The organism is Streptomyces beijiangensis (genome assembly GCF_017315755.1).
Taxonomy (GTDB): Bacteria; Actinomycetota; Actinomycetes; order Streptomycetales; family Streptomycetaceae; genus Streptomyces; species Streptomyces beijiangensis.
The window spans coordinates 1-207 of sequence record NZ_JAFLRJ010000687.1; positions in this window are offsets into that span (position 1 = coordinate 1).

Below are 207 nucleotides of genomic sequence, written 5' to 3' on the forward strand. Positions count from 1 at the left end.
TCGCCGGACGGGCTGGATTTTCCCGGTGCGGGCTTGGATGTGCGGGTGCGCGGGCGGCAAAATCTGCCCCACATGCAAGCGCGTATTCGGGCAATATCTGCCCGAGCGTGCAAGCGCACATGGTCAAAATCTACCCGCGCATTCACGCGCATATCCGGGAAAATCTGCCCGCGCGTGCAAGCCGGTGTCGGGCAAAATCAAGCCCCT